Consider the following 23216-nt stretch of genomic DNA (forward strand, 5'->3'; position numbering starts at 1 on the left):
TACAGAGTAAACATATCCTGGAAAAGATGGTGTAATTCGATGGCATTTCCATAATTATATGATGATAGTTTAAACGATTATGATTTAGGTAAGTATATATAAAGCAAAAACATATTATTGGGGCAATTACATATTTATTATAGTAATAGATAAAAATGAGGTGCAAGACATGGAGAATGGAAAAATTATAAATTTCCCACCAAAAAAGCTTCACCTACCAGATGTAAACGAAACAGTAAACCAATTTAAGGATGAAAGGATTGCAGCCCTTGAAGAGTGGGATAAAGTCGTATACGAAGTATTCAAAGAAAAAAGTGGGATAAATAAAAAGTAATTATTTATTCCACCTTTTTCTTTATGGATTTTCCTAAGATCCTTTTTATTTCTCTTTCATACCTTTTTATTTCATCAAGTCGTTGTTTTCTTTGTTCTTTTACGTGTTCTTTGGGGTTGGGTAATTTAGTTGCTACCTTGGGCATATTGTTTCCTCCTCTTCAATAGAACATTCCCATTTAAGTTAACCTTACCATTTTCTTTTAGCTATCTCTCATATAATATATTTTACCAAAGGTGGACACTCTATAGGCGACTTTTATTGTATAATCATAAACATCGGATTAAGTTAATGCTGTTTCAGATTACATTAGATAATAAATTAGTAACCAAAAACAAAGGGAAATGAACTCAATATGAAAACAATTCATATCCAAGAAAAAAACATACAGGAATTAAGGGCATTATTCCTAGATGTGTTTTCAAATGAACCATGGTTTGATAAATGGGAGAATGGTCAACAAGTCGACCTGTACATACGTGATTTAATAGATAACCAGAATTCATTGTCGTTCATTTTAGTTGATGACCAGGGAAGCACGGTGGGTCACTAGGCTATGTATTCCATTGGTGGGAAGGAAAAGAGTATTTTATTAAAGAGCTATTCATTTCCAGGAAAAAACAAACCAGGGGTTAGGTAAACTATTCCTGGAACAAATCTATGAATCTTAGCAACTGAAAATATAAAGCATATTACATTAATGACGGAACGAAATGTTCCTGCTTATTCCTTCTATCAAAAAAATGGATTCACTGAATTAGAGGACTCCGATTATCTCGTGCGAAAAGTGAAGTGAAGGAATTAGAAAAGGGAGTCCAATGTTGATTCGATTCCCTTTTTGAGTATTTGATGTTTCTCGCTATATGTGCCACCGTCCTAATTAAACCTATATGAAGTGGTTAATAAGATTTTTCTAATTTGGTTATGGTCAATAAGATTGATAGGTATGGCGGTAAGGGGTGTTTGCCTTATAGACAACTCGCTCCTATAAAACCTACTTTTACCTCCAACTGGTTCCTTACACATTCAATGTTTTCTGATGATCATAACAATAAATTTTGCCATTAAACTTTTGATTAGATAGACAATATGTAACAACCTTTTCGGACACTTTTTTACTACAGACTACACATTGCGAATTACTCATTACTACAGCGTTTGATTTCTTCTCTTTAATTCTAGTAGTGTGGGTTTCTCTAGCTTTAGGATCGGTAATGTTTGCGTTCGTAATAGATTCGTATATTACTTGTCTATCTTCATCAGTAAATTGATTATGATTTTTCAATTTTAAAATTGATTCTTTTCTTTGTAAGGTTTCGTTTAGGTAAACATCATAGATTACTAACTCATCAGAGTTAATATCTCTTAATTCCATATCTATCTTTAACGTACAACGCTTCGTAAATGTAATCATCGATTTAAATTTATCATGATAACTCTTATCGATATACTTTTTCAAGGCTTCTATATGACCATAATTTTGAATGACCGGATTCATCATCTTAAACTTCCCATTAATAAGCCAATTTTTTCGATTTTTACTACCATAAATAGTCCCCTGATAATTCTTTGTTTCTATCACATAAATCCCATAAGGAGTAATCACCAAGTGATCAATTTGAGAGTAACCAGATATAGATTTTGGATTTTCAATCATTAGATCGTTTAGGTATTTATAATCTTTTGGAAGTTGTGAAAGCTGTATGTCTATCTTGTATTCACCTATTTCTCCTTTTCTATTTGCAACTTGTTGATTGTAATTTTTCTTTTTAGCCCTCATGTTATTATCGTTATTGGCTATTTTATCCTTCTTCTTAAATAAGTTAAACAGCATGCAACTTCTCCTTAGACTCATTTTTTCAACACATTAATAATATCGGATCTAATTAATAAAACATAAGTATGGTATTAGAAACATTCTGAACCAGTTAAATCTCAAGAATTTTCAAAAGTCTCCTGCGATACTCTTCATATCATTACAACATCTATTTCCTTTCTACGATTTGCTCCAATATTCATTTTTTTATACAATTAAACCAAACAATAACAGGAGGAACTACCATGCCAACATACAACAAACTAGTACGCGACAGAATTCCAGAAATTATCGAAAAAACTGGTAAAGCTTATAAAACAGAGATACTATCAAATGACCATTATGAGCTAGAACTTAAATCAAAATTATTTGAAGAGGTTACCGAATATCAGGAAGCGACTTCAGACAACGAAGCATTAGAAGAACTTGCTGACGTATTAGAACTAATGCATGCACTAGCTAAGATCCATGGTGCATCTATTGAAGAAGTAGAGAAGGTTCGAAAAGAAAAAGCTGACAAAAGAGGAGGCTTTGATGACAAAATCTTTTTAATTGAGGTTGAAGATTAATGAATGATATTTCCTTATATACTAGCAATCTACACAAACAAATAAAAGAAGATATCAGTAGTTCATCTACCATATATATACTTAGCTCTTTTATCATGAAATCCGGCGTAGATGTTATTTTTGATTCTCTTCAGGATGCACTCCATCAGGGTGCTGACATTAAAATCCTGACAGGAGATTACTTGTTTGTCACCCAACCAAAAGCATTACATCGCTTGTTAGAATTAGAAGGAAAGAACGTTGAGATTAGATTGTGGCGCAGTAATGGGATAGCCTTTCACCCAAAAACATACATATTCAAGCATCGAGAAGAAGGAGCTATTATTGTAGGTTCATCCAATCTATCTCGTTCCGCGTTTACTAGTGGTATCGAATGGAATTTACGGATGAAAAGGAATGCCTCTCAACAAACATTTGATGAATCCATTGAATTGTTCATCGAATCCTTCTACTCGGACCAGACGATTGTCATTAATCCAGAGTCTATAAAAAGTTATCAAGAAGATTATGATAGCTTTCACGCAAAAAATGCGGACTTAATTTCAACTTGGACGAAACGGGAAGAAGTTGAACTAACTCTTCCAAGTGCAGATCAGGAATTACCTACTCAGACAAAAGATAGTTTTCAAACATACAAAACAAAGCTTGAACCGCGTCAGGCTCAAACAGAAGCACTGGAAGCTCTTCACTCAACATTAGAAGAGGATTACAATAAAGCGATGGTTGTCATGGCAACTGGACTTGGCAAAACGTATTTGGCAGCATTTTTTGCACAGAGGTTTAAAAAGGTGCTATTTATCGCTCATCGTGAAGAAATCCTAAAGCAGGCAAAAAACAGTTTTGAGCATGTCCTGAATCATACAGGTGGTCTCTTTTATGGTCTTGAAAAAGATAAGAATCATAACATGCTCTTTGCATCTATCTTCACCTTAAGCATTCAAGAACAACTCCAACAGTTTGACCCTCATGACTTCGATCTTATTGTTATAGATGAGTTTCACCATGCAGCTGCTAAAAGTTATTTGAATGTAATTGAGTATTTCCAGCCTAAATTCTTACTTGGTTTAACAGCTACGCCTGAACGAACCGATGGACAGGATGTCTTTGCACTTTGTGATGGGAACGTCGCTTACGAAATTACGTTTATTGAAGCGATACAACGTGGATGGCTGGCACCTTTCACTTACTACGGCGTGAAGGATGACATTGACTACAATGAGATCCGTTGGTTAGGAAATAAATACGATCAACATGAACTTATGATGCACCAACTCCAAACTGACCGTGCGAAAAATATCTACGAGAAATGGAATGAATACAAGCAAACAAGAACTATTGCTTTTTGTTCATCCATTCAACAAGCTGAGTTTTTAGCCACCTATTTTAATGATCAAGGAGCTCATGCTACAACACTAACCTCAGCGACAAAAAATATCTCGAGGCCAGAGGCAATTCGGATGCTGGAAGCAAGAGAAATTGATGTTATCTTCACGGTAGATTTATTTAATGAAGGTGTGGATATCCCATCTGTCGATACACTTTTATTTACAAGACCTACCGAGTCACTCGTGGTCTTCACACAACAAATTGGTCGTGGTTTACGTAAGTTTGCGGGAAAAGACAATTGCGTCATCATCGATTTAATAGGTAATTATCGAAATGCCGATACGAAACTTCAGGTTCTTGATAAAAATCAAGGTGAGGATAAACCAATAACACGGAAAAATGTACTTCCTATTGTGCCAGATGTTTGCAGCATTTATTTTGAGACAGCAGTAATCGATTTATTGGAGGAATTCCGTAAAAAACGTAGTTCGAGAAAAGACCGTGTACTGTCAGACTACATGAACGTCAAAGTAGAACTCGGAAAGCGACCTACTTATAGGAATGTCCATTTAAACGGTACCATAAATTCAAAAGAATACTTACAAGCGTTTGGTGGATATTTTGCATTCCTAAATGAATATGGGCAGTTATCTACCCATGAAGCAGAAGTGTACCAGAAACATTATCCATGGTTAAACAAGGTAGAAAAAGAACAAATGAGCAAATCATATAAGATGGTCGTGTTACAATTTCTACTTGAAAAAGGTCCTGGTCAGTGGTTTAAATCTGTAGCACCAGAAGAAATCGCTCCATACTTTCACCATTTTTATATGGAAAGAACCTATCGTAAGCAAGCTGATTTTTCTAATAAGAATACTAAAAAGTTTTGGGACTATAACGAAAAAGGAGTTGTTAAATTACTTTCGGATATGCCCCTTTCCAAATGGGGAGGAAAAGATGAATTGGTCTTTTTTGACGGGGAACGATTTGGAATGAATTTTGATGTAGAAGAAAAAGATCAAGACATACTTCATGAAATGACACGACAGATATGTGAGTATAAATTGCAGGTATATTTTGAACGGAAAGGTTATAAATAAAGGTTGGTGTGTTGGCATCAACCTTTATCCATATCAGCATTTAATGATTTTGCAAAAATGTTATCATTACGCAATAAATTGTTATCATAAAAGTAGTTTTACATTGAAAGAGGGATTAGATGAAAAAGACAGTAAAAGTAGTTGCAGCAGTAATTAAAAATGACCAAGATGAAATCCTGTGCGCTCTTCGTTCTCCAGAAATGTCCATTCCAAACATGTGGGAATTTCCTGGTGGGAAAGTAGAAGCAAATGAAGATATTTATACCGCTGTGGAGAGAGAAATTGAAGAGGAGTTAGGTTGTAAAATTAAATCTAATGAATTACTAAATGAAAATACCCATGAATATGATACTTTTATTATTAATTTAATTGCTATAAAAGCTACAATTGTTGAAGGTATTCCTGTACCAAGTGAGCATTCGAAATTACTGTGGCTTAAGAGAGATAACTTAGACTCATTAAAATGGGCGCCCGCTGATATCCCAGCTGTTGAAGAAGTAAGAAAAGAAAAAGTATAGCCTCTTTTCTAAGCAATGACTATACTTTAAGTATACTACTATTATTTTATAAAAGAATCCACAGTTATATTCGTTTGGCCCTACATAATACTCTTATTTGCCTTTGCTACTAGCCCCGGTGGCATTTCTTCATTTAACCTCCACTCGTAACTTATAGGTGTTTCACCATAATGTCTAACATATTCACAAGTACCAAGAAAGATAAAAGGTGAAGTATACCCATAATCTTGTTTATACTCACGGACAAACAAAGCTATTTTATTTCCTGTTTGTTTATGGTTAATATAACGTTTTGCTGTTGGACTATTTTCTGTCAAGGTGCTTTGAGATTGCCAATGGAACAGACGATCATTAATAGCGTAATCCTCATACAGTGTAGACGGTGAAAAATCCTTTTCGGATTTGTTCAATGTCGTGAAAAATACATCTAATTTCTTCTCATTAAAATGTTTGACCCCTTCTCTAAATGAAGGACATTTTTCCTCGTTAAAATACCCCAAAGCCGCCATAATTTGTTCCTTCGAATAAACCGAATGAATAGTTAATGGTGTTACAAAATCAAAGTCATTTTCTTTTTCAGTCAGATCTATCGAATTATATTTAAACTTGAGTAAATCTAATATTTCTTTTTTCATCCTCTCATGAGAAAAAATATCAATTAATCCTTCTTCAATAGAGTTAAAACCTTTCTTTTTAGGTTCCTTTTGATAAAAAGAATAATATAACATGTTAACCATTAACTTTTCTTCTTCTGTATTCACTGATTTCTTTTGTCCTTGAACATAACTAATAAAGTATTCAAGCAACTTTTTCGAATTTAAATGAAACAACTTGTGTATTCTCTTTGTAATTAATTCTTCATGTTTACAATTGAAATTGTCTTGTTGATTAGCATCCACTAACATTCGTTGAAAAGATCGATTTCCCCTTTTACCATAAAAATCATAAACAGATAACTTATAATGATTTAAAAAGTTGACAAAGTTTAACTCTAAGTCAGTATCCCGTTTAAAATACATGATTCGATCTACTAGATTACGATAACTGTTAGTAGAAGCTTTAATATTTCTTAATATATAATCCTTTGCCTGTTTTTCAAGTTGAATGAAACTTCCCTTTGGTAAATTGGAAAATCCTTCATCAATATAATGTCTAATCGAATGTTTAGTCTTGCCAAGCAACGCACGAAACTTCTCTTCGAAGTTATAATTTTTATGTGCTTGCCCAACGAAATCTAACACCGTTAAGCACTCTTTCTCTTCAGTTAATCGTAATCCTCTTCCCAGCTGTTGCAAAAAGACTGTAAGACTTTCAGTGGGACGCAAAAATAAAATTGTATTTACATCCGGTATATCGACACCTTCATTGTATAGATCAGCAACAAATATGAAGGTAAGTTCACCGTTTACAAGTTTACTTTTAGCAGATTTTCTTATTTCCTTATCAGTATCACCACTTAAGGCTATAGATGGAATATTTCTCTCATTAAAATATTCCGCCATGTACTTTGCATGCTCTACTCCTGCACAAAAAGCTAGTCCTTTCACTTCTTCAATATCTGTCACGTATTTGTATAAGCTATTAATGATTTGATTGCTTCGTATCTTATCATTTGTATAGACATTTTCTAACTCTTTTAAATCATACCCTTTACCACGCCATTTTAATTGTGATAAATCTACTGTATCACTCACACAAAAATATTGAAAAGGACTCAACAACTTTCGATTAATCGCTTCAGTAAGTCGCATTTCTGAAGCAATTTGACCATCAAAATATGAAAGGACATCCTTTCCATCCATTCGTTCAGGGGTTGCAGTTAGACCTAATAAAATACCAGGCTTAAAATGTCCTAATAATCTTTGATAAGAATCTGCTGCAGCATGATGAAATTCATCAACAATTATAAAATCATAGTAATTACTCGTTATTTTTTCATACAATTTCGTACTATTAAAGCTTTGAATACTAACAAATAAATGATCCATTGATTGAGGCACATTACCTCCTACTAACATATCCCCAAAATTAAAATCACCTAAAATAGCTCTAAAGGTATCCCTACTTTGTTTCAGAATTTCCTCACGATGAGCAACAAAGAGAAGCCTTGCTCTATTACCATTTTGTTGGTAGAACCTACGAAAGTCAAAAGCAGATATTACTGTCTTACCAACACCCGTTGCTGCTACTAAAAGGTTTTTATACCGGCCAAAAATCTCACGCTCGGCTTTTAAGTTTTCTAACATTTCCTTTTGGTAGTAGTATGGTTGAATATCGAAATTGAAATGAAAGTCATTTGTTATCTCTTTGGTTTCCTTTTTAAGTGCTTTTAGAAGTCGGACCTTATCAGTTTCCTTTTCTCTATTAAATGTTTTAAATTCTCCATCATTCCAATAACTTTCATAAACCGCAAGAAATTTCTTAATTATATCTATAGAATCTTTTTCCGTTACTTTTAAATTCCATTCCAGACCCGAAGTTAAAGCCGGGTTTGATAAATTAGAGGAGCCAATGTATGCAGTAGTAAACCCCGTATCACGTTTAAATAAATATGCCTTGGCATGAAGCCGAGTACGGTCAACGTCATAAGAAATTTTAATTTCCGTGTTAGTAAGGTTACTTAATTCAATAATTGCTTTATAGTCTGTAGCTTCCATATATGAAGTCGTTAATATATGTAGTTTCCCACCATTATCAGTAAAACTTTTCAATTCATCTATTATTATTCTAATTCCACTCCACTTAATGAATGATACAAGAAAATAGATTTCATTTGCTGATAATATTTCTTTTTTCAACTCACTCAGCATGTCCGGTTCATAGCTAGATCCGGTAAAGAGTGAGCTTTCAGCAATTGAGGTGACTGGTCGAATAACCTTCCCTTTTTTCACACTTCTAATATTATTCAAACTAGAATGTATTGAAGTTAGTACTTCACCTTCCTCATCAATGGATAACTGCTTTAACTCTTCAACACCCAACTGATTACTTATGTTAGCAATGATACTATTACAAATTTCAATCTGTTCAAGTAACGATTCTTTATCGTCTGAATTTTTTCTATCTCTTACAAATTGCAAAGCCTTTCTAGTAATATTCGATATATATGCGGATAACATTTTTCTAGCTTCTTCAACATCAAGCTTTTCTTTACCTATTTCAAATTTTTCTTTATCAAGTTGATAAAGTTTGTTTTTTAGTTGCTTTGTAATAATTTCTTCATAGATTCCTTGTTTCGTCAAAGTATCACCCCAGTTACAGTTAAATAATAGATCTGTGAGCCTTCATAAGATATAAATGACTTTCTTCTTTATTTTGCTTAATAAATTTATAGTATACGGGCCATGCTTTTCGTCCACTCATCTAATTATCCTACTATTACTATAACAGACAAAATTTTGAAAAACTATTATTAAAAAGTTTTTTCAAATACTACTCCTGTTGTTGTTTTACCAGCGGTCGATCATTAAATAACACCATAGTCCACAGTGCAAAATAGTTACCTAACTTTCCCGTCATAATTTCCCCTCCCAACCAATAAATATTACTGGGGGGATGTATATGTTTACCAATGATGAAATCAAAAGCCTTGGACTAAAACTTGCTAATGCTGAAAAAGAGCAAGAAGTCGATCGAGTTTTAGAAGAATATAATTTACTAGACGATAAACTTTGGAAGCCTTTTGGGGATAATGAGAACAATTTTTCCGTAATTGGCGCACAGCAAAGTTCTCCCGAGGCAGCTTTAGTGGAGAAATTAATCAATAGTGTGGATGCTGTATTAATTAGGAAAGCACTAGAAAATGGAATTGATCCAGAAGGCGATAAAGCACCCAATAATATTAAAAAAGCATTACACCATTTATTCGATATCCACGACGGAAAACTTAGCAACCTTTCAACACATAAACGTGCAACCCTATCTAATAATATTAAACTACTTGCCACTGGTCGAAAAACATCACCTAGCTACTCTATTGTAGACAAAGGTGAAGGGCAAACTCCGAATAAGTTACCTCAAACCATTCTTTCACTAAGTAAATCCAACAAACTTAGAATTCCATTTGTTCAAGGGAAATTTAATATGGGTGGTACCGGCGTGCTACAGTTCTGTGGCAATCAGAACTATCAACTTGTTATCTCGAAAAGATGCCCTTATATTCCAGACAACTTTAATCAATATAATGGCAAAGTAGATACCTCCAAAGACTATTGGGGTGTAACTATCGTAAGAAGAAGCCAGCCGCAACATGGGGCGAAGAGTTCAATATATGAATACTTGGCTCCTAATGATTCTATCCTATGTTTTAAAAGTGATTCACTTGCCATTCATGGTGAATCATTAGAATGGGGTACATTCATCAAGCTATATGATTATAAGATTGGAAGTTTAAAAACAGTTGCAACGCTAAACCTCTATTATGCATTATCCATCCTGATGCCTAGCGTGGCATTACCTATTCGAATTTTGGAAAAAAGGAACTATAGGGGTAACACTTTGGAAACAACCTTGTCTGGTTTAAATTTACGTTTACAAGAAGACAGAAGCAAGAACTTGGAGGAAGGTTTTCCATATGAAAGTGAGCTATCTGTCGATGGACATAAAGTCAAGTACTCTATCAATGTATTTAAAGAAGGAAAAGATGATAATTATCGAAATAAAAATGAAGGGGTTATTTTTGTCATAAATGGTCAAACACATGGTTTCCTACCAAAAAGCATTTACAGCCGTAAAAATGTGGGGTTAGGTTATTTGGCCAATTCTATCTTAACCATCTTAGATTGTACCAACCTTCCCTTAAGAGCGAGAGAGGATTTATTTATGAACAGTCGAGATAAGTTGCGAAATGTCGAGTTGAAGAGAAGGCTAGAAGATATATTAGAAGATCTGTTTAAACAAGATACCCACTTAAAAAAGTTACAACAAGAACGAAGACAAAAAGCGCTTCATGACCAATTGAATAATTCCAAGCCTATGACAGATGTGCTCCAAAATATAATAAAAAGTAATCCAACACTAAAAGAACTTTTACTTGGAGGTGGAAATATTTCTAATCCGTTTGATCCAAGTGATAGCGAGAAACCAAATAAGCCTTTTATTGGAATTCGTTATCCAACATATTTCACACTAGTGAAACCTTCTCAACACCCAAAAATTGTGGCCAAGAATAGAAAAGCCAGAATTAAATTTAAAACGGATGCAGAAGATAATTACTTGGGGCGAAACGACGATCCAGGAATTTTAGATTTGACCTTAAACGGCAACAGTGTATTAGATTACTCACTAAATCAAAGTAACGGTACAGTAACTATTAATATTAAACTACCACCGGCATGTAAGGTAGGAGATGTGCTAAATTATAAAGTTGAAGTAACAGATTCAGTTCAACAGAAGCCTTTTGTAGAAGAAATTACCATACAAGTAGGAGTAAAATTCAAAAAATCCACAGGTGGAAATAGTACACCAAGGAATAGAAGCAAAACACTTGCTCCACCTCAAGTAAAAGAAATAACAAAAAAAGAATGGGGGCAATACCACATGGATGGAAATGGCTCCCTTAGGGTGTTTGACAGTGGAGAAGGAACATATGACTTTTTCATTAATATAGATAACGACCATTTATTTGCTGAACTTAGTAAACATAAAGATGCAGAAAAGATAGAAACCATCAAATCTCAATATAAATACGGAATAGCACTAGTTGGCCTAGCAACGATACAACATTATTTAAATAAAGAGCACGAAGAAGATAATACAGAGGAAGATCGAGATATTTCTGAGGTTGTGTATGAGCATACGAAAATACTATCCCCTATTTTTATACCAATGATATATTCCGTTAGTGGAATTGGTGTTGAGGCTACTGTTATTAGTTAATCTGTTAGGTCTACTCAGGTATTAGAAAGTATACTAAAGCCAATCAGCATTTCTATGACAGCAAGTGTAACTATTGTCCTTAGTAAGCAAAAAGAAGTAACCGCCCCCCTAGACCAGTGCGATAACTTCTTTTTGTTGATTTATTCACCAAACGGTCAACCGCTCTTTATGCGGCTGTAGTTGTAGGTACTGGGTAGTTACCGCTACTCGGTACCTTTTTCTTATTATTAGTATAATTTTTATTAGATATACTGTCAATTACCATTAACAGATCATACCCTCTTTTGATTTTGCTTTTTCGATTAGTTAAGATAATTGTGATAATATAGTTATTATGTAGCAGACACCCATTTAAGGGCTCTGTTAGCTCATTCTTATAAACTGATGCACGAACTATTGGAGGAAGACGATGAAAAAGATCATTTTAACAACAGAGAGTGGAGCAGATTTACCAGAGGATTTAGCTGCAAAGCATGATGTTCAAGTTGTACCAATGCACATCATCATGGATGAAAAGGATTATCAGGATGGTTCATTACCTGTACAAGAAATTTATGACTACTATGACCGCACAAAAAAGATTCCCTCTACAACGTCAACAAATTCACATGAATATCAAGAATTCTTCACAAAGATTAACAAAGATTTTCCCGATTGTACAATTATTCATATTGGCTACACTTCAAAGGCCTCTTCATCCTTTCAACATGCAGTGATTGCATCAGAGGAATTTGACAATCTTTTCCTCATTGACGCGTTGAATGTTACCGGTGGATTAACGGCTATCGTGATGTATGCGGTTAGTCTCTTAGAGCAAGAACCAACGATCGAACCTGGTCGATTGGTAGAAAAAATTAAAGCCGTCGTTCCTAAGTCAAAACTTGCTTTTGTTCCCGGTAGCCTAGAATTTTTAAGAGCTGGTGGCCGTGTAAGTAATGTTGCTTATCTTGGTGGTGCTTTGTTAAAAATAAAACCTCGAATTGAATTGATTGACGGACACCTTGTTTCCAATAAGAAATACCGCGGGAAAATGAGTATTGTTTCAGAAAAACTTATGCGAGACTATCTTAATCAATACAATATTGATCGAAAGCAACTTTATTTAATTTACTCGATTGGTCTTGACGATGGGATTAAACGACGGGCAGAAGAAATTGCAAAGGAACATGGTTTTCAAAACATCCAGTGGATGCAAGCAGGCGCCATGATTTCAACCCATTCTGGCCCAGGAGGATTTGGGATTGCAGGGCTAGAAGTATAGGGACAGGTTCATTGTCCTGCTATTAAATTATGCCAACATCTACATAGTACTATATAAAAAGAAGTAACCGCACCAGCGACTACTTCTTTTTTTAGACATTAAGTTCCTGATTTCTATGCGGATAAACCATAATCCTTTGGATCCAACTTTTCTAAATTGGGTATTCTCCTAAGCTCAGAACTTAGCAACCAGTAAACGCCTATTAATATATTAGCAATGCTACCGAAAAAGAAAACATATTCACTTCCAATGAAGTTTGCAGCTATCCCACCAAACAATGCCCCCAGAGGAAGAGCGATGGAAGCCATACTTGAAACGATGGTCACCACTCTACCCAATAATGCTTCTGACACAATCGCTTGGAGCATGGATTGAGTCATTACATTTATTCCACCTAAAGGAACCATAGCAAGTCCATAAAAAATGACAGAAACATAGCTATTTGTTGCTATAAAAGAAGCAAACCATGCACAGCCTGCAAATAAAGAACCGATAATCATGATCGTGCTAATGTTAAATCGATTAAATGTAGAAGCTAATAAGGAACCGACTAACATACCAACGGATAAAGCAGCCAAATAATATCCGTAAAACACCTCTCCGCCTCGGAAATCAGCGTAAACTGGAAGGATGGCATTGACTGCTCCAAAAAGAAAGTTTGCTCCAACTGCAGCGACCAGGAACTTTGGAATAAAGGAATTTTTCACGTAGACAATACCTTCTTTTAAGTCTTTGGTATAAGACTTTTTAGCAGTACTTATCGTATCTTTCATCCCTTGTTGTGTGGAATCATTTTCCCGTTTGGGCAATGCCAAGAAATGAAAAAGAAGTCCAGCAAATAAAAAAGTAAATGCGTCGATTACAAAAACGTTAATAACGCCTATATATGCAATAATCAATCCGGACAGTCCAAGAAAAATTAAATCGGTACCTTACGCAAAAGACATCAAGGAATTCCCCTTCACCAGCTCTTCTTTCTCTACTATTTTTGGAAGAGCAGTCTGTTGTGCCGGATAAGCGAATTGTTCGATGAATACCGCAATAGGCATGATGGTTAAAACAACCCAAACACTCAGTATATCCAAATAAAACGTAATTGGGATGATTAAAATCAATAATACTTGTATGAATTGTGAATAGACTAAAAGAATTTTTAATGGAAAATGGTCGACTAATGGCCCTATTAAAAAGTTAAGAGCCATAGGCGCCATTGTTAAGGCTCCAGCTATGCCCGTAAAGATTGGATTGCTAGTTAGCTCATAAACTAACCACATAGCAGCAACCGCATATAAACTGTCACCTATATTGGTTATTAGCCTACCTGTAAACAACAACGAGAAATTTCTCTTGAATAGTAGTTGCACCATTTTACGACCCCATTTTAATAGAAGAATTTTCTTCGGTATATTCTTTTAACATTTCAATGAGTCGGTTGGTTACCCCTATGGAATGATGAATTATCTCCTGATTAAAAGACGTGCCAAACATGGAGTGACAGAATGAATCTAGCCTAGTAGATTTATTCGCTAATGCAGTCTTTATTTGATAATCGGTATAATCCTCCCCATGCTTCAAGGAATAATCATAAAGATACATCGCCAAAAGGAATGATACTGGCTCTTGAATATGGTCCTGATAATCAAATACAAATCCAGGATTTAAAAGCACATTTAAGTTTGCATGTTTTCGGTTAATAAAGTTTATATCTTTTAATAGTAAAGCTGGGCTTTCCTCTTGTATTTGTAAAAAGTCTTCTACGGATATTTTCCCATTTGATCTAATATGTTGGAGGGTTTGATTTTCTAATACATAGATGGAATAGGAGGATATAAGAGTCTTATTCATACGGTGAAGATACTCCATCGAGATACCCTTTTTTTGACCGTCCATTCCGGGGGCGTTCATTAAAGCGTGCAAAAAGCTAATTTCTTTATAATTTGCGATCGTTTCATTCACTAGTTTATAACTATCGTCAAAGAAACTATCATTATATGCCTTATTGAAATAGGAATGTCCGATCTCATGAGCAAGAGTGAATAAGGAATTGTAGCTCCCATTGAAGTCAATAATGATTTTATTTTCTTTAACGGGGGGAAAATAAAAAGTACGATTTAAGTTTGAATGATTCTGCTTTACAGCACTTTTGTTTTCAAGCTCTCCAATATGTCTCATGAAAGGATAGTTACGGTCCTTGAATGCATTTCGTAATAGTTGGAAGCCTTTTTCTAGCTCTAAATCAGGAATTTCTTCCTTTTCTTCCTGAAAATACAAAAAGTCAACATGATTGGTTTGATTGTTAGGAAAAATAACTTCATAGATACGTTTTGTTAGACTCTCAAATTGTTCCTGATAGATCTTATTAAAAATATCTAAATGATGATCGGAACACCCAAATACTTGTTCCATGTATTTAGTCGTATTCGCTAGTTCGATAAAAGGCTTTTTAGTTTCTTCAAAGTAATCTAAAATTACATCAGCATATTCTTTGATTTCTGTAAAACATTTCTCTTGTAAAAGCTTCCTTTCTTGTTCATCGCTTATCTGGTTGATCCTACTAAAGATACTGTAAATACCTTCTATTTGATCACCCAGCGATATGTTCATATGATTAATTAAGGACATGTATTTAACGTAATAGTCCTCAGATTGTTCAGTAGGTGAATCTTGCTCATCATCAATCGAATTGATAAGCTGGGTAAAATCCTGATAGACCTTTTCCAACTGAAACGTTTCCAAAGCGTCTATATTGATCAGAAGAGTGAAAAATTGCTGTAAGGAAAGTAATTCTACCTCTAATCCTTGAGGAATTTTTCCTCCTACATTATCTATAACTTTTCTATATTCCGTTACCATTTGAGGTATTTCTTCCAATTTATAAATGGTGTTTAAATCCTTCGTAAATTCATCAACAACTAACTCTTCGATACAATCTAGCATTTGAAATTCCATTGTTTTAACGTTGAATGTATAAGCCTCTTTTCGTTTATGTGGCATGAACCCAGATTCACCTAATAGGATTCTTGTCCCCAAATAAGAACCTATTAAGCTTTGTAGCATCATGCCTCTGTTCTCCGTTATAAGAAAATCACGATCAAAACTAATGATACTATGATCTAAAAAGAAGTTTATGTTATCTTTATCTAAAATATAGGCAACCGTCATATCATAGGCATAACCTAACACAATACATGTGATACCTAATTCAGAACTTTTGTTAATTAGATTTCGGTATAACTCACTAAAACTATCGTCAAAACAGGAATATATGTAATCTACTTTATGCTCTGTAAATGACTGTTCAAGATCTTGAATCTCTTCTACTTTTTTGTCGTATATCACGACTTCTGTATGTGGATTTGCTTCATAAATTTTATTTTTCAACGCCACAACCTTTGAATTACCTGTGTCGTTACAATCATAGACAAACTGAGCTGGTATATTTTTAGCTTCTACATGATCTGAATCGTGTATGATTATTTTTCCTACCCCCATCTTTGCACAAGTGTAAGCGATACTTGCACCAACTGTTCCTGCGCCGATAATGGAAATAGTAAGGCTAGATAATTTATCTAAAATAACATCTGTATTCCATCCATATGTACGAAAGAAATTTAAATTTCTTTTAAAAAATTCGGTATATCGTTCAGCTTTTTCCGATTCTTCTTCCAACAGGTTATTCTCTTTTAATACTTCCATAATTGATTCATATTCCTCGTCCGATACCCCATGCTTGTCCTTCCATGCTTGAATCTTGTTTTGACTGTTAGTTATGCTTAATGCTTCTAAAAGCTCCCAAAACAAAGAGAACTGATCAACAGAAATATCCTTTTGTTCTCCATCATAATACGTCACAAGTGATTGATCTGGGTACCCTCGAAAACTAAGGCTTGTTCTTAATCGATTCATGTTACCCCTCCTCCAATAATTTTTTAATGTAAAAATGAAGGGATATCCCTAGGGATATTCCTTCATTTTGGAGTCACTAACAAGTAAATACACATCCACAAACCGCCTTGTTCTGTGTACTTTTCTTGATTTTAATTTTGATATTCACTGTAATCACCTCCCTTATGTATCTATGTGATTTCCGAGACGAATATTCAAGTTAATATGAAAATTAGTAAAAAAGCAGGAACTCTAGGCCCAATAGACTAGACTTGCTGGAACAGGTTCATTGTTCCCATTGCGTGTTAAGACTATATCAAGACTAGGATAACTAGAAATGAAAATAGTTCTCTAAGAAACTAATATACTAATAAACTAATAAACTACCAATCATCAAGAAAAATCATTAGATGACTGGTAGTTTTGAACAGAGAATATTTACTTATTGTGCTCTCTTTTGCACATTCCTAGCTGTTTCATTAATGATCTTCTTATCTTTTTTACCATACAGAAGAACGGAAGTGTCGTTACAATAGCAACACTTCTTACCGTGTGGTAAGTCCTCCCCTTACAAGTAAAGCAACTGCTCCAATCTATCAACTATTATTTCAATCAGTCCACTGTGAATTCAAATGTACATAACCATCGAGATCGTTAAAAATAAATAGAACAAGGGGCTCCCCTTGTTCCATTTATTTAATATTAATAACTATCTTCCCTCTCGCATGATGACTTTCACTTAAGTTATGAGCTTCCATTATTCCAACTTTCTGATAATGGAAATCGATGTCCGATGGTAACTTTTAATTGATTTTGTTCTAACAGGTCGGCTAGTTTAGCTAGCTGTTCACCATTTGAATTTAACCAAATGAAACCCGCTTTAATATGTTTTTCTTTCGCTTTAACTTCGTCTTGTACAGAAACAATAGAAGCTAGGGTTCCCCCACGGTTGGCCACTTCCTGTGAAAGGAAGTTGTAAGGATGACGACTTACGAAGCATTAAGTTTACTAGTTCAATTTAGCATCTCCATGACAGCAGGATTAACACTTTTTGTAACTATTGTCGTCCTTCTAAATAAAAAGAAGTAACCGCCCCTAGATCAGTGCGATTACTTCTTTTTGGGATATAAACTTCAATTGGTCAACCGCTCTTTATGCGGCTGTAACTGTAGGTACTGGGTAGTTCGCGCTACTCGGTACCTTTTTCTTATTATAAGTATAATTTTAATGAAATATACTGTCAATTAGTACCTACACAAAAAACTGGTATACTACCTATTTTTTATTATAAAATTTAGTTCGGGGTCAGCCCCCCGTCCCACTTATTCATACTTCTAATGCTTTCACCAAGTAAATATTCTATAATAGTAGTAATCATAAAAATTAGAATAATCATTCGAGGGGTAGTTTATGACAAAACAGTCGATGAAAGAATATGTTTATCAAACGTTAAAAACTGCTATATACAAGCAGAAACTTGCTCCGGGGCAGAAGCTAGTTGAAAATGATATATCGGAATCGCTGTCCATCAGCCGTACGCCAATTCGACAAGCATTTTTAAAATTACAGGAGGAAGGTTTCCTGACTATATTACCCAATAAAGGAGCACAAGTAATTAATCCTACAGTGGAAGAGATTGCCCAAGCCTTTACTCATCGTAATCAACTCGAATTATTAGCATCAAACAATATCATGGAATGGGTTACATCAGATGACATTGCTAAATTAAAGGAATTGATACAGCTCGAAAAAGAGAGTTATCTACAATCAGACTTTTTAGCCTATATGGATATGAACAAAGCTTTTCACACCACCCTAATTAGAGGCTGCAACAACCGATTTCTAAAAAACAATACGATCAAGATGATTAACCAAACACATATTTATCTCGCTTTATATGACCATTTTTATCATAATATTAGTCATCAAAAAAAAGACACCCGAGGCTCTAATGAGCATCAGATGCTAGTTGACTATCTTATACAAAAAGATCAATCATCCTTTTCTAGCTTGTTAGCCACACATATTAGTACAACCATTGATGAATACAAAACAAGAGTGAAGAGTTTTCATCAAGCTAGTGAGTTATTTAGTTGACGCTTCTTTTCATGAATCCTAATCCCTCTCTTGCCGATTTCTTCCATAAACAATTCATATGGTATATCGGTAGTCGGCGAGAGTACACCTTTTTTCGTAATCGTTTGATTTCCAATCATTTGTGCCACGATACTTGCGGTATAACCAACCGTTCGATTCATCGCAAATAATCCTGTTTCTACATCCCGCTCATCGATTAGTTCATAGACGAGTTCGATATCCTTTCCGTCTTTTTTACCGCGTATAATATTTTTCATCAATACTAGATCTTTCTCATTTTCCTTGTATTGCAGACGAGGTTCTAAATGCTTCAACATAAACTGATATGGAGTAATATCACCATCCAGTCCAGGAACTGGTTCTCTCTCTAGGAAGCCCAATCCAACCATGTTTCTCCAAAACTGAGCATGCCCCTGCCACCGGATCGTTCTTCGTTCTGTATTTATGACTTCATCCGCGATTCCTAGGATTCTAGCAAACTTCATTGCATTACCGTTTGGAATCGTCTCAAGACCTTCTAATCCAGAGATGGTTATATCTGTAAGCCACTTTTCATTATGTTGGTCATCTGCAGGTATATCGATAATTTCTCGATTACGCATAATTAAGGCTGGCCTTTTATATGACATTAATGTGCTATCAAAGTTCCAGGTCATTTTATATTTCAGTGGGTTATCCGCTGCTTCTGCTGCTGGAATCCCTCCACAATACGAAATTAATTCATGAACTTCGTCAAGTTGATGGACCCCATAGCCACATAGCACCAAATCAATTCCAGGATCTAAGCCAGCTTCTGGCATAATCGCAACTTCTTTTTCCGCTGCTTTCTCAAATACCTCACTGGAAAGCCCACTCGCATAGGAGCAATTCACAAGTGGAACCCCTGCTTCTATCGCTGCCATAGCCGCTATTTCGTTGAATTTTTTAGGTAACAAATCTATGACAACATCAGCACCTTCTTGAAAGACTTCAACCAAATTTTCTTGTGATGTGGCATCGATTTTTCTTTTTGTAATCCTATCCATGTTTAAGTGTTTTTGAAAACTATCCATTCCATGAAAAGAAGCATCTGCACAAACAATCTCCCTTACTTGTGAATTTTTTCCTAAGTCTTGTAATGCTGCCCTCCCCTGTAATCCTGATCCACCTAGTACAACAACCTTCATTGTAAAAATCCTCCTCCGTCTATGATCCTAATAACCCCAGCACCAAGTAGATTGATAGCCCAATACAACCCACTAGGATAGCATATGGGATTTGTGTACGAACATGATCAATATGGTCAACTGCTGCTCCAGTAGAAGCTAAAATGGTTGTGTCTGATAACGGAGAACAATGGTCTCCAAAAACTCCACCACCGGCTACTGCAGCTATGGTTGCTAGAACGACTGTATTGATGTCTCCACCGGCAAATCCAATGGCAATTGGAACTGCAATCGGTATCATAATTCCAAATGTTCCCCAAGATGTACCCGTTGAAAAGGCAATTAATCCTGCTAATAAAAATGTGATCGCAGGAAGTAATCCTGGATTTAACCACGATTCCGTTACCTGAATGAGGTAATTAGCAGTTCCCATCTGCTCACTCAACGCATTAATGGTGTAAGCGAAAACTAAAATCATAATCGCTGGCATGATTCCTTTAATCCCATTCATAGCGGTATTCATAATGTCTTTTACTGGAATGCCTTGCATGCGCATGACGATTCCTAAGAAAATAACGGCAGCTAGGAATGCTTCCATTGTTTTAGCTGATCCAAGACCAATATATGTCCCAACTGCAATGGTAATGATTAGTAAAACTGGTAAAATGAAGTTCCACACGATACTAAGTAAACGGTCTTTAAAATATGGTTCAATACTAGTTAATTCCTTTGATACTAATGGCGTTGAGCCATCACGAATTAATTTTCCTTCCTTTTGAGCTCGTTCTTCTGCTTTTTTCATCGGCCCAAAATCTTTTACAATACCAGTTGCAATGAGACCTACTAGTATTACAGATAACACAGCATAGAAGTTAAATGGAATTGATTTTGTAAATATTGCAATTGCATCCGATTCCGTTTGGATTGGACCCAGTCCGATTAATAACCCAGAGATAAACACTGCCCACCCTGTTATCGGTACAATCACACTAACTGGTGCTGAAGTAGAATCACATATATAAGCCAATTTTTCGCGTGACATTTTTACCTTGTCTGTCACTTTTCTCATTGTTGAACCAACAAATACTGGGCTAAAATAATCGCTAAAAAATACAAACAACCCCATGAACCATGTCGTAGCCCCTATCTTTTTCCTCGATGCCTGCCTTTTACCAATAGCATCGGCAAAGCTTTGAATGGCACCTGTTCGTTGAAAAAATGCAATTAAGATTCCAATAAAAATTTCCAAAAGAAAGATCCAGGAAAAACTCTCATTACCTAAAGCTTCCTTCATTAGATTAGGAAACCCAAGTAATCCACCACCAGCTAATAGCACCCCCACCACACAGGCGATACCTAAGGACAAAATTGTATCCCTTGTCCAAAAAGCTAATACAATTGCTATCAGTGGAGGCAACACCGATATTAGCCCTAACGTTGTTACACCATCCATTTTCACCATCCCCTTTAAAGAAAGCGTTTACATAAATGTATGTTGTACTACAAGATTGTAGTACAATTTTTACGAGAAAATAATTTCAAGGGTGGGGTGACATAACAACTATATTTAATCTGTATGTCAACCTTTCAAAATGCCTAAGGAGAGTCATAGAAAACGTGGCAATTGCCAAGCCTTTAAGGTACATGCTTTCGGTGCAGTTATACAGAATAGAAGAGTTTATACTACCCTACCTACCATCGACCGTTTGCATAGACATACAGAGACTGTTTTCATCTTCTTTTCGATGGATGAAGTCAGCAATATATAAGAAATATCTCTAATCATCAGTGATATCATTGAAGTATCTTTAAATGAGAAAGGGTGCTTTCTATGATTGATAGTACTTGTCAAATTGTTCTATTTGTAAAAGACAAAGAAGAAGCAAAATCATTTTATACTCAAAAATTAGGTTTTATTATTCGAGATGAAGAAGAATTCAATGAAGATTGGAGTTATTTAACTGTTGCACCACATACTAATAGCGAGGTCGTTATAGAACTAGTTGAAGCGGTAACTGATGAGGAAAAACAACTGATTGGCAGACAAGCTGCTAAGCAAGTTTTCCTTATGTTTAAGGTGGATGATATTAATCAAACATATGAAAGCTTGAAAGCTAAAGGTGTGAATTTTTTTGGTGAGCCCCAAGAAGTACCAGGAGGAAAAGGTGTTTGTTTTGAAGATCTTTACGGAAACAAACTTGATCTATTTGAGGAGTATTCCTGAGACAAGGGCTTTAGGTAAAGATGACATGTACGTATAGAGTCTCCCTTGGTAGTTTAGACAAGCGGGTATACATGATGATTTTTCAAACACCTGGGGGAGACTCCATAAAAAATATAAGATTTCAAGGAGTTAGTGATTGCTCATGCTAACATTTGAATTACTAGACTTACGCTCAAAATACATCTTTACATTTATTTATTTGAATTGACTCTTAAGATCGTCCCAGATGGATCCGAAATCCAGTAACCTTCTGAGTTCTCGTGTACTTCCACTTCATCTCTTCTATTAATGTGATTCGCATGTAAATACTCTGCTGCTGTTTTTACATTATCCGTTTGAATCTCTAACCATACATCTTGTTGGGAGTAATTATCCATACAATCCAACCACAGCGTTACATCCCCAAACTGAAAAGCATGGGACTCAGACATGAAACCTAAATATGGCAGCTTGAGCACCTCCTTATAAAAATGAACCGTTTCGGTATACTTATATTTTGGGATCTTTAAGGCAATATTATTTCCACCTTTGAAATCCGTCCTTGTCTTTTCCATTTTGATTACCTCCAGCATTTTTACCTATACTGTACCATTTGCGGCTTTGTTATGTTTCTTCCAGATTGCTTTTTTAACCTGCTCAGCCACAATTTTCCTTAACAGATCACTTCACGAAAAGTACGATGATTCGACCTCACATCCATTAAATCTCTTCAATAGCGTCTTTCAACAGCTTTCGGACTATCAAAATGTAGTAGATTGTTTGGATTTATATCAGTTTCCTTCATTAGCTTTCCGGATCCATCTACTGATTCTTCATTGATTTCATAGGTTTGTTGTTCAATATTATTCCGTTTTTCAATATATTGGTACCTTACAAAGGATTCATCTTCAAAAGTAATCCAGATAGAGTATCTAGGTAAACGGTCAAAGTCCCTTTCTATTAATCTTATATCACTTGAAGAATAACCTTTATCTTCTTGTAAATAAATCATTACTTTTTCCTCAAGTTCATTCAATTTATTTTGTATTAATAAGAAGGGTATCACTAATATAAGTATACAGATT

The 23216-nt window shown here is 35.1% G+C and carries 19 protein-coding genes and 1 pseudogene; 10 read left to right on the forward strand and 10 right to left on the reverse strand.

The genetic code is table 11. The features are described from left to right. The first annotated feature begins 169 nt into the window (after positions 1-169). Positions 170-334, forward strand: coding sequence for a hypothetical protein (locus ACFSTA_RS02025; RefSeq protein ID WP_377554892.1), 165 nt, complete (start codon positions 170-172; stop codon positions 332-334). Between the two features lie 4 nt (positions 335-338). Here the strand turns inward: ACFSTA_RS02025 and ACFSTA_RS02030 are convergent, their stop codons facing one another. Further along, positions 339-479, reverse strand: coding sequence for a hypothetical protein (locus tag ACFSTA_RS02030; RefSeq protein WP_377554893.1), 141 nt, complete (start codon positions 477-479; stop codon positions 339-341). Positions 480-689: 210 nt separating this feature from the next. Between ACFSTA_RS02030 and ACFSTA_RS02035 the strand changes: the two genes are divergently transcribed. After that, a complete protein-coding gene (locus ACFSTA_RS02035) occupies positions 690-887 on the forward strand; it encodes a hypothetical protein (RefSeq protein ID WP_377554894.1) in 198 nt (65 codons plus the stop codon). Between the two features lie 465 nt (positions 888-1352). Here the strand turns inward: ACFSTA_RS02035 and ACFSTA_RS02040 are convergent, their stop codons facing one another. Further along, positions 1353-2168, reverse strand: coding sequence for a nuclease-related domain-containing protein (locus tag ACFSTA_RS02040; RefSeq protein WP_377554895.1), 816 nt, complete (start codon positions 2166-2168; stop codon positions 1353-1355). Between the two features lie 227 nt (positions 2169-2395). Here ACFSTA_RS02040 and ACFSTA_RS02045 point away from each other — a divergent pair, with 227 nt between their 5' ends. The 3 genes from ACFSTA_RS02045 (at position 2396) to ACFSTA_RS02055 (ending at position 5663) form a co-directional block, all read left to right on the forward strand. Beyond that, positions 2396-2719 (forward strand): phosphoribosyl-ATP pyrophosphohydrolase, encoded by a 324-nt coding sequence (locus ACFSTA_RS02045; protein WP_377554896.1) that lies wholly within the window; start codon positions 2396-2398, stop codon positions 2717-2719. After that, entirely contained in the window at positions 2719-5145 is a 2427-nt protein-coding gene (locus ACFSTA_RS02050) for a DEAD/DEAH box helicase family protein (RefSeq protein ID WP_377554897.1), read from the forward strand. Before ACFSTA_RS02045 ends, ACFSTA_RS02050 begins: the two co-directional genes overlap by 1 nt. A gap of 119 nt (positions 5146-5264) precedes the next feature. After that, positions 5265-5663: a (deoxy)nucleoside triphosphate pyrophosphohydrolase gene (locus ACFSTA_RS02055; protein ID WP_377554898.1), complete on the forward strand. Its 399-nt coding sequence runs from the start codon at positions 5265-5267 to the stop codon at positions 5661-5663. 80 nt (positions 5664-5743) lie between these two features. Here the strand turns inward: ACFSTA_RS02055 and ACFSTA_RS02060 are convergent, their stop codons facing one another. Next, positions 5744-8905 carry a DEAD/DEAH box helicase gene (locus tag ACFSTA_RS02060; RefSeq protein WP_377554899.1) on the reverse strand — a complete coding sequence of 1054 codons (3162 nt, stop codon included), beginning with the start codon at positions 8903-8905 and terminating at the stop codon, positions 5744-5746. Between the two features lie 319 nt (positions 8906-9224). On the opposite strand from ACFSTA_RS02060, the gene ACFSTA_RS02065 reads away from it, so the two are divergent. Further along, the gene (locus tag ACFSTA_RS02065; RefSeq protein ID WP_377554900.1) at positions 9225-11540 is read left to right on the forward strand and encodes a hypothetical protein; all 2316 of its coding nucleotides are present in this window, start codon (positions 9225-9227) and stop codon (positions 11538-11540) included. A gap of 409 nt (positions 11541-11949) precedes the next feature. Then, positions 11950-12801 (forward strand): DegV family protein, encoded by an 852-nt coding sequence (locus ACFSTA_RS02070; RefSeq protein ID WP_377554901.1) that lies wholly within the window; start codon positions 11950-11952, stop codon positions 12799-12801. Between the two features lie 113 nt (positions 12802-12914). Here the strand turns inward: ACFSTA_RS02070 and ACFSTA_RS02075 are convergent. The 3 genes and pseudogenes from ACFSTA_RS02075 to ACFSTA_RS02085 form a co-directional block, all read right to left on the reverse strand. Further along, a pseudogene (locus ACFSTA_RS02075) lies at positions 12915-14168 on the reverse strand (MFS transporter). 1 nt (position 14169) lies between these two features. Then, the gene (locus tag ACFSTA_RS02080; protein ID WP_377554902.1) at positions 14170-16707 is read right to left on the reverse strand and encodes a ThiF family adenylyltransferase; all 2538 of its coding nucleotides are present in this window, start codon (positions 16705-16707) and stop codon (positions 14170-14172) included. Positions 16708-17430: 723 nt separating this feature from the next. Further along, positions 17431-17643, reverse strand: coding sequence for a zinc-binding dehydrogenase (locus ACFSTA_RS02085; protein WP_377554903.1), 213 nt, complete (start codon positions 17641-17643; stop codon positions 17431-17433). A 24-nt stretch (positions 17644-17667) separates the two neighbouring features. Here ACFSTA_RS02085 and ACFSTA_RS02090 point away from each other — a divergent pair, with 24 nt between their 5' ends. Both ACFSTA_RS02090 and ACFSTA_RS02095 read left to right on the forward strand, forming a co-directional pair. After that, complete coding sequence (locus tag ACFSTA_RS02090) at positions 17668-17775, forward strand: putative holin-like toxin (RefSeq protein ID WP_377554904.1); 108 nt, start codon at positions 17668-17670, stop codon at positions 17773-17775. Between the two features lie 321 nt (positions 17776-18096). Beyond that, positions 18097-18783: a GntR family transcriptional regulator gene (locus tag ACFSTA_RS02095; protein WP_377554905.1), complete on the forward strand. Its 687-nt coding sequence runs from the start codon at positions 18097-18099 to the stop codon at positions 18781-18783. Here ACFSTA_RS02095 and ACFSTA_RS02100 read toward each other — a convergent pair. Beyond that, entirely contained in the window at positions 18759-19949 is a 1191-nt protein-coding gene (locus tag ACFSTA_RS02100; RefSeq protein ID WP_377554906.1) for a saccharopine dehydrogenase family protein, read from the reverse strand. The two genes, ACFSTA_RS02095 and ACFSTA_RS02100, sit on opposite strands and share 25 nt — an antisense overlap. Positions 19950-19968: 19 nt before the next feature. After that, positions 19969-21381 carry a Na+/H+ antiporter NhaC family protein gene (locus ACFSTA_RS02105; RefSeq protein ID WP_377554907.1) on the reverse strand — a complete coding sequence of 471 codons (1413 nt, stop codon included), beginning with the start codon at positions 21379-21381 and terminating at the stop codon, positions 19969-19971. 378 nt (positions 21382-21759) lie between these two features. Here ACFSTA_RS02105 and ACFSTA_RS02110 point away from each other — a divergent pair, with 378 nt between their 5' ends. Next, a complete protein-coding gene (locus tag ACFSTA_RS02110; protein ID WP_377554908.1) occupies positions 21760-22152 on the forward strand; it encodes a VOC family protein in 393 nt (130 codons plus the stop codon). Between the two features lie 191 nt (positions 22153-22343). Here ACFSTA_RS02110 and ACFSTA_RS02115 read toward each other — a convergent pair whose 3' ends face one another. Together ACFSTA_RS02115 and ACFSTA_RS02120 are read right to left on the reverse strand one after the other, a co-directional pair. Then, positions 22344-22706 carry a hypothetical protein gene (locus ACFSTA_RS02115; protein ID WP_377554909.1) on the reverse strand — a complete coding sequence of 121 codons (363 nt, stop codon included), beginning with the start codon at positions 22704-22706 and terminating at the stop codon, positions 22344-22346. Between the two features lie 155 nt (positions 22707-22861). Beyond that, the gene (locus ACFSTA_RS02120; protein WP_377554910.1) at positions 22862-23143 is read right to left on the reverse strand and encodes a hypothetical protein; all 282 of its coding nucleotides are present in this window, start codon (positions 23141-23143) and stop codon (positions 22862-22864) included. Positions 23144-23216: the final 73 nt, after the last annotated feature.

It is taken from the genome of Ornithinibacillus salinisoli (assembly GCF_042684965.1).
GTDB lineage: Bacteria > Bacillota > Bacilli > Bacillales > Amphibacillaceae > Ornithinibacillus > Ornithinibacillus salinisoli.